Here is a 4,696-nt window from a genome sequence, read left to right as displayed (position 1 = left end):
TGATTTGCAGGCACTTACGCGCGCCAAGTAAAAGTAATACACGAAGTAAGATTCAAAATATATTTATCAAAACCTCTTTTTTGAGAGGGGTTTTGTGTTGTTGTTTGGGCGGCTCAATAGGATTGTGCCGTGTTTTTTTATTTTGGTCAAAAACGGTTTTCAGTATAAATTTAACTTTTCAAAAAAAGGGAGTGTTTTATGAATAAAACATTAAAAGCAGGATTGATTGAAAGAATCAAAAGAGAAATTGACCCAAGTTTGCTTATTGTGCCGCAAACAACACCAGTGGTATTTTTTGGCGATTATGTAAAAGCCAATGTTTGCACAGTTTCAATTAATCCAAGTTTTAACGAGTTTCTTAGTGGGAGTACGTTATTGTCAGGAGCAAGCGCAAGGCTTTGTTCAAGAGCTGAACTCGGAATAGACAAAGAAAACCACAGGAAGTTAACAGACGATGAAGCAGAAAAGGTTTTGGAGGGTTGCATAAATTACTTCAAAAAAAATCCATACAAGAAATGGTTTGACCCTTTCGATGATTTAATTAAAAGGCTTAGCAATGGAAAGTATTCTTATTATAATGACACCTGTGTTCACTTGGATTTGGCGCAGTGGGCAACAAATAAAATATGGACTTACCTTTCTGAGGGCGTACAAGGTAAACATCTAAGCAATGATAAAGACACGTTTAAATTGTTGTTAGATGGCAATAATTTTGAAACGATGTTTCTCAACGGCTCTACGGTACTTAAGAGCGTTTGTGCTTCTTTAGGGGTTTCACTTGTTGAAGAAAAGACTTCGGAAAGATTTGGCGAAAAGAAAATGCCTCTAAATGTCTTTCATGGAGAATATGTAAATGAAAATTCTCACAAGATTAAAATCGTTGGTTGGAATTTGTATTTGCAATACAATGTTAAAGATTCCGCTGATATTGATAGATTTAGCCGAACAATAAAAGGAGTATAATATGCGACTAAGCAAATTCGTTAAAGTATTTGCAGTGCTACTCACTCTTGCCGCCACAACAACGTGGGCGGCAATTGACTGGAACGCCAACGCCATCAGCATAGCAACCGCCGCCGACCTCCGAGAATTAGCTACCCGAGTAAACGGCGGTACTAACTTTTCGGGAAGAACGATAACGCTTTCGGGCAACATCGACCTCAGCGGTACCCCTGAGTGGGTACCAATTGGCAATACCGAAACGCGAGCGTTTCAGGGAACTTTCGACGGAAACGGGCGAACTATCAGCGGAATTGTAATCAACAATGTAAATACCGACGGTAATCTTGGCTTTTTAGGCATTATCGGCAATAACGGTGTTGTGCGAAATTTGTCTGTTGATGTAAATATTCTCGGCAATAATTTAGCGGGTGCGCTTGCGGCGGTAAACAGAGGAACGATAGAGGAAGTTCGCGCTTCAGGCAGAGTCTTGGCGCTGACAGTTGGCGGATTGGTTGCTGAAAATCGAGGAACTATAAGGATTTTTCATTCTTCAGTGCAAACAGTAGCGGTTGTCGGCACTGCTGATTTTCCGCTTTCGAGCACTCTTCCGTTAAATCCAGTTGAAGGTCAAGGGGTGCGGTTTATTGTAAGGGGTATTTATATCGACTTAATTTATGTTGCACCGGGGACATTTAGGTTTGGCGCTTGCGCGCAAAACAGCAGAGTCGGTATGAGTCATACAATAAGCGACGGATTTTGGATAGGTAAATATCCTATAACGCAAGCGCAGTATCAGGCGGTAATGACGGGGCATCCGAGTTTAAGTGCCGTTCCGTCGCATTTTAGAGGTGGGGCGGCAGTCGGCTCTACTAACTTGCCTAATAATCCTGTTGAGCAAGTTAGTTTTAATGATATAATTTCCTCTGATGGTTTTTTGGCACGAATCGGCGCAAGATTACCGACGGAACACGAATGGGAATTTGCTGCACGTGGTGGAAATCAGCGACAAGGGAATAACGGAGGAGTGGATTATATTTGGGCAGGGAGTGATATAGCAACAGAAGTAGCTTGGCATAACGCAAACAGTGGAAGTCAAACTCGCCCTGTCGGAGGTCTTGCACCAAATGAGTTAGGAATATATGATATGAGCGGAAATGTGCGGGAATGGACGAATACTATTAGGGGCTCTACTCCCGTGCAGCGCGGCGGCAATTGGTTCAATGGCGCGGAGGACGCGCAGGTTGCTATTTGGTCCGGCAACAACCCTGGCAACGGGTGGATCATCGACGGTTTCCGGGTGGCTTTCTCCCCGCAATTCTAACACTTGCTGTTCGGAGGGGCTCTTTCTTTGAGTTGAAAAAATCCGATTTGGTGCTGTGTGTTCGTTGCGAGTGTGAGCCGCTGCGAATACTCAGAGACAAAGCGTAAAACAAAACGGGGCAGGGGCGGAGTTAGCCCCTGCTTAACAGATACAAGGCTCGAAAGCCGACGGTGCATTTTAATAACTCCCTCTCCAAAATGGAGAGGGTTGGGGTGAGGAAAACAAAACAAAGGAGAAGATAAAATGGAACGAAGTAAAAACACAAATGTTTTTCAACGAAACAAACGCAGATTCATCATCTTGCTACTCGCAATGACAGCAGCAACAGCAATGGCAAACACCCCTACTAGCGGCGGTGTGGTAGGAAGAAACTTCGGCACGGTTGAAAACGGTTATTCGGACGGACTTGTCATTGGCTCACCAAGCAACATCGGCGGCTTGGTCGGCACCAATTCAGGCGGCACCATCACCAACTCGTTTTTCGACAGCCAACGAAGCGGACAATCCGACAACGACGGCAGAGGCATTCCACGCACCACCGCACAAATGCGCCAACAAGCAACCTTTGCCCTATGGAATTTGCAAAACATCTGGGGAATGGAAGCGCTGACGTATAACGGCAACCCGTTTTTACGAACATTTTATCCACTCTCCCGCGCTCAAATCACCATTGAGGGGCAGAGAGTACCGACAAATAATTCTACTTCCACCGTATTAGTAAACAACATCGGAATAATGCCTCACAACACAGGAAACCCAATTCAGCCGAACGTGCAAATTGAACACAACGGACAACCGCTTACTCAAGGCACGGATTTTCAGCTTGAATTCAGCGACAATACCGCATTAAGCACTAACACAAATCCTGCGAGAATGTCTATTATCGGTATGGGAGATTATGCAGGAACAACTATCGGCTATAACTTTTTCATCACCGACCCTCGCGACATCCGCACCACCACCGTCTCCTCAATTCCCGATCAAATCCACCGAGGAACACAGCAAATTCGCCCGCAAGTAGTAGTTAGAGATTTCAATAATCAGCTTATTCTTCAAGAAGACGCCGACTATTTTCTTGATTTCGGCGCCAATAACACCATCGGCAATAACGCTGGTAGCGTGAGAATAATCGGCGACGGGATTTATCAAGGGGAAGAGCGGACTGTTCGGTTTAACATCGTCGAAGCGAGACCTATAAATACCACAAACACCACAATAGCGGCAATAAACGACCTCGCTTTCAATTGGCAGGCGCAAACGCCGCAACCGACAATAACGCATTCTCAATTTGGGATATTGACCGAGGGAGTGGACTTTTATTTTACTTACGAGAACAATATAAATCGAGGGTCTGCCACGATTAGAGTAAACGGAATGGGATATTTTGCGGGAAGCGTTTCGCGGACTTTTACTATTTTGCCTCGACACATAAACACCGTGAACATTACGCCGATTCCCGAACAACCGTTTGTTCCGGGGCAACCCGCTACTCCTGCATTGACTATAAAAGACGGCGAAACCAACTACTTGGTGCTCGGCAGAGATTTTACGGTTTCTTACAACCGCAATGACGCTCCAAGTACCGAAGGTAATTTAGCGCGAGCGATTGTTAGCGGCACCAATAATTTTTCAGGAACTCGAACTGAAAATTTTGTAATTAGCGGCGGGAATATAACTATAGCTGAAATTTCGGTTGTTTGGCGTGAGCCGCTTACATTTATATATAACGGACAAGAACAACACCCGACTGCCACCGCAGTTTGCCCCGACGGTTTGCCTGTTTTGCTCAGTATTAACACAGGTAATGCAAGAAACGCCCGCGAAGCGGCATACGTCGCAACGGCAAGCATTTTAACGGGTAATCCGCGATTCCACCTTGTGCTTAACCCGCAAACAGCAAGCGTAGAATTTCATATAACGCGCGCGCCTATAAGCCCTACATTGAATATAGCAAGCATACGGGCAGGCGAAACTTTATCGCCGCAGGTAATCGGAAATTCGGGCAACGGTACTGTCAGAATTTATTATTCTACCTCCGAAAACGGAACTTGGTCAACAACGCCTTTTACTAACCAAGGGACGTATTTTGCCCGTGCAGTTATAGAACAGAGCCAAAACTATTTAGGCGCGACAACTCCGCCTGTTCCGTTTGCGATTACGGGGACAAATCCAACGCCAATTCCTGTAGTTTGGAGCACTCAAACCACGTTTACCTACAACGGACAAGAGCAAAGCCCGACAGCAACGGCAACTTTGGGCGGCACAACTTTCCCTCTTGTAATAACAGGCGCAATTAACGCAAACGCAGCGGGAGAAACGCACACGGCAACCGCCCGTTTGGCAACCCCGAACGTAAATTACGAACTCACAAATGCCACTCGGACATTCACAATAGCCGCTCGCTCTCTTTCCGAAAACGCCATAGACCCCATC

The 4,696-nt window shown here is 45.4% G+C and carries 3 protein-coding genes; all 3 read left to right on the top strand.

What is annotated here, in order from left to right:
* Positions 1-198 precede the first annotated feature (198 nt).
* Positions 199-963: a hypothetical protein gene (locus FWE23_11310; GenBank protein MCL2846014.1), complete on the top strand. Its 765-nt coding sequence runs from the start codon at positions 199-201 to the stop codon at positions 961-963.
* A gap of 1 nt (position 964) precedes the next feature.
* Positions 965-2,263 (top strand): formylglycine-generating enzyme family protein, encoded by a 1,299-nt coding sequence (locus FWE23_11305; GenBank protein MCL2846013.1) that lies wholly within the window; start codon positions 965-967, stop codon positions 2,261-2,263.
* A 243-nt stretch (positions 2,264-2,506) separates the two neighbouring features.
* Positions 2,507-4,696 (top strand): hypothetical protein (locus FWE23_11300; protein ID MCL2846012.1); only part of this gene is annotated, 2,190 nt, incomplete at its 3' end.

This window comes from Chitinivibrionia bacterium (assembly GCA_009779925.1).
Classification (GTDB): domain Bacteria; phylum Fibrobacterota; class Chitinivibrionia; order Chitinivibrionales; family Chitinivibrionaceae; genus WRFX01.
This window is presented reverse-complemented; position numbering and strand designations above follow the sequence as displayed.